Raw genomic sequence first — 3705 nt, forward strand, 5'->3', positions numbered from 1 at the left:
AWCTATTATGTTTAATTAACGTAGTACTAGTTTCAACTTACTCGCGCAATATAGTTAGTTCCTATTCATCGGAATTTGGGGAGTCGGTTATTCTTCATGAAGTTAACGTAAGTTGCTATAGACTATATTAAGAAGAAGATTACTGTTGCACATAGTGTTTCAGATTTAGGATTAAAGGTGGATAAGTATGATTCATTTCCCCTAATACTGGAAAATGACCGTGTTTATACCCAAGCTCATATTGAAACTAAAGAGAAGAGATTTGAGAACCAAAAGCTACTCTTAGATTTAGGAAATTCGAATCCTATGATGCTTTTTCAGCGTCAGTTGTCTCTTTATGTTATCTCGCCTCCCTACATCCGGGAATATTTAGGAATGGGGTTCAATGGGGCTGTGTTTGGCTATAAAAACAGGATTAAAAGTTTGCGATGGGCAAAGTATGTTGTCGAATATCCTATTGTCGCTTATCCTGACAGCAACAGCTATGATCCAGTTAAGATATCGAAAAACAGAGTTGGATCCATAGGCAACCAGATCTTGAGTCGCTTTCATGTCATTTTGGATTATCCAAACCAGCGTATTTATTTGCGAGTGAACAAAAACTTCCACAAGCCTTATGTGGTGGATATGAGTGGACTGGAAATTGTACACGATGGATTTGAATTTGTACGTCACCGTATGTTGTATCAGGATATGGGAGAAAATGAGCGTATGGAAGGTAGGACCATCGTGTTTAGCACCCAGGTGAATTATCTTATTGAGCTGCATGCGACCTATATTGTCAATCAGGTTAGGCCTAACTCTCCGGCAGAGCAGGCTGGTATTCAAATTGGAGATCAGATTCTTAAAATTAACGGCAGAATGGTAGGAAAGATGAAGCTGCAGGATATAAAGGCTAAACTTCAGTCCGGTGAAGGTAAACGTATTAAGATGCAGATAAGAAGAGGAGATAAAGAGCTTAATATTTCCTTTGAGTTGGAAGATCCTTTGTCGCTGCAGACCTACAAAGGTGTATAAAAAAAGAGCATCGTAAAGATGCTCTTTTTTATTTGTTATTCAAAATATTCTTTAATCCTATCGAAAAAGGACTTTTCGCTTTTTCCGGGTTGAGGCTTGAAGTTTGGAGAATTCCTTAGTTTTTCTAACAATTCTCTTTCTTCTGGCGACAAAGCTTTCGGAGTCCATATGTTAACGTAAATCAACTGGTCTCCTTTGTGGTAAGAGTTTACTTCCGGAATACCTTTTCCTTTTAGGCGGAGTATTTTTCCTCCTTGCGTTCCCGGTTCTATTTTAATTTTTGCCTTCCCATCTATTGTTGGAACTTCCACGCTGGTACCTAGGGCTGCATCTACAAAGTTGACATAAAGGTCGTAGATAACATTGTTGCCATCACGTTTTAAGGTAGCATGCGGAATCTCTTCGATGAGGATAATCAAGTCGCCTGGTACGCCGTCGCGAGGGGCTGGCATTACCTTTGCCGCTCATGGATAGCTGCATTCCTTCGCTTACGCCGGCGAGGGATATTGATAGAGATGGTTTCTTCCCCTCTTACTAATCCTTCGCCACGACAGGTAGTACATTTAGCGCTTATTTCTATACCTTCCCCGTTACAGGTAGGACAGGTACTGGTGGTTTGCATTTGTCCCAAAATGGTGTTGGTAACGCGTCTTACCGATCCTGAACCACCACATGTTCTACAGGTGTGGTATGACGATTTATCTTTAGCGCCAGTACCGTTACAGGTACGACAGACTACTTGCTTGTTTACTTTTATCTTTTTCTCTACCCCTTTGGCAATTTCTTCTAAGGTAAGCTTAACCTTGATGCGCAGGTTGGTACCTTTAGGTACACGACGTCCTCCTCTGGAGCTTCTGCCTCCACCGAAGAAACTTTCGAAAGGGCTTCCACTGCCGAAAATATCCCCAAATTGACTAAAGATATCTTCCATATTCATGCCGGCGCCACCACCAAAGTTGGATGAGGTTCCTGCATGGCCGAACTGGTCGTACCTTGCTCTTTTTTCCGGATCGCTCAGCACTTCGTAAGCTTCTGCAGCTTCTTTAAATTTTTCTTCAGCGGTAGGGTCGTCCGGATTTTTGTCCGGGTGATATTTTATCGCCAACTTACGGTAAGCTGATTTTATTTCTGCTGCATCGGCTTGACGCGAAACGCCAAGTACGTCATAATAATCTCTTTTTGACATAAATAGTTGCTATTATTGTCCAATCACTACTTTTGCATAGCGGATAACTTTGTCATTTAAAGTGTATCCTTTCTCAACGACGTCTATAACTTTGTTCTTCATATCTTCTGAAGGCGCTGGAATGGCAGTGATTGCTTCTTGAAAATCCGCATCGAAAGGCTCTCCGATAACTTTAATTTCTTTGAGACCTTCGTTTTCAAGGATCTTGCGGAATTTATTGTTTACCAATTCTATGCCTTGCTTAATAGCTTCAATATCTTGAGCTGTAGCCATCGCTGATAATGCTCTGTCAAAGTCATCCAAAACCGGTAATAGTTTAGAGATTACAGCTTGGCCCGCAGTCTGAATCAATTCTATACGTTCCTTCGCTGTTCTCTTCTTATAGTTATCGAATTCAGCAAACAAACGTGCATATTTATCCTGCATTTCGGCAAGCTGATTGCTCAGCACTTCTTCCTGAGAAGGGGCCGGAGTTTCTGCAGATGTTTCTTGTTCTTGCGTGTGTTCTTTTTCGTTCTGTTCTACGTTTTCGTTTTGCTGCTTTTCGTCTTGAATATTTTCTTTTTCGTTCATGATCACAATTTTTTTTAGATACTTGAGTAGCTCAAGTAGGGGTTTCAATAATTTTGCCATTATAAAATATCCGACACCTTGTCAGTGCTTGATGAATAAACACGTCCAAAATGTCGGATTAAAATAGTTTTTGTCAGTTTTATATACTTACGTTGTCGTGTAGGGCGCCGTCACTGGTGCGTATAATACGCGATGGCATATTACGTATGATCTGGTAGTCGTGTGTAGCCATAAGTACAGCCGTACCAGAAGCGGCTATGTCACGAAGCAACAGTACGATTTCTTCTGAAGTGGCGGGGTCCAAGTTTCCTGTAGGCTCATCCGCAAGAATGATTTCCGGATCGTTGAGCAAAGCTCTTGCTATAACGATACGTTGCTGTTCTCCTCCGGACAGCTCGTGGGGCATCTTGTGTATCTTTGAGCGTAATCCCACCTTTTCCAGTACATCTATCATTTTGTTTTGGATGAGGTTTTTGTCTTTCCATCCGGTAGCTTTCAGTGCAAATTCAAGATTTTTTTCTACCGTACGGTCGTTTAGCAAATGGAAATCTTGGAAGACAATACCTAATTTTCTTCGAAGAAAGGGTACATCATTTTCGCGCAAGGTCTTAAGGTCAAAGCCAGCTACCAATCCTTCACCGTTGGCGATATACAGATCGCCATATATGATTTTCAATAAGGAACTTTTTCCGGAACCTGATTGACCGATAAGGTAGATAAATTCACCTTTGTCGATCTCAAGATTAACGTTGGATAGTACTAAATGTTTTTGTTGATATATATCTTACGTTTTTTAGACGTATTATCTGTGTTTTTTACCATTCTTATARTTTGGTTTTGATTTTTTTAAGTTGTTCGAAAGCATTTCCTTGAACGATTTTCATGATTTTGTTCGGCTTTATCTCCTAACCCGATTTTTTCCAAAGATT

The 3705-nt window shown here is 40.6% G+C and carries 3 protein-coding genes and 1 pseudogene; 1 reads left to right on the top strand and 3 read right to left on the bottom strand.

Annotation, left to right across the window (positions count from 1 at the left end):
• The first annotated feature begins 177 nt into the window (after positions 1-177).
• The gene (locus tag SD31_RS09725; RefSeq protein ID WP_039053987.1) at positions 178-1017 is read left to right on the top strand and encodes a PDZ domain-containing protein; all 840 of its coding nucleotides are present in this window, start codon (positions 178-180) and stop codon (positions 1015-1017) included.
• Positions 1018-1052: 35 nt separating this feature from the next.
• On the opposite strand, the pseudogene dnaJ reads toward SD31_RS09725, so the two are convergent.
• From dnaJ to SD31_RS09740, 3 genes and pseudogenes are all read right to left on the bottom strand, one after another.
• Positions 1053-2203, bottom strand: a pseudogene (gene dnaJ, locus SD31_RS20935) (molecular chaperone DnaJ).
• 12 nt (positions 2204-2215) lie between these two features.
• A complete protein-coding gene (locus SD31_RS09735) occupies positions 2216-2776 on the bottom strand; it encodes a nucleotide exchange factor GrpE (RefSeq protein ID WP_039053988.1) in 561 nt (186 codons plus the stop codon).
• A gap of 139 nt (positions 2777-2915) precedes the next feature.
• Positions 2916-3557, bottom strand: a complete 642-nt coding sequence (locus SD31_RS09740) for an ATP-binding cassette domain-containing protein (RefSeq protein WP_052258916.1) — start codon at positions 3555-3557, stop codon at positions 2916-2918.
• Positions 3558-3705: the final 148 nt, after the last annotated feature.

The sequence above is a fragment of the Sphingobacterium sp. T2 genome, assembly GCF_000814685.1.
Classification (GTDB): domain Bacteria; phylum Bacteroidota; class Bacteroidia; order Sphingobacteriales; family Sphingobacteriaceae; genus Sphingobacterium; species Sphingobacterium thermophilum.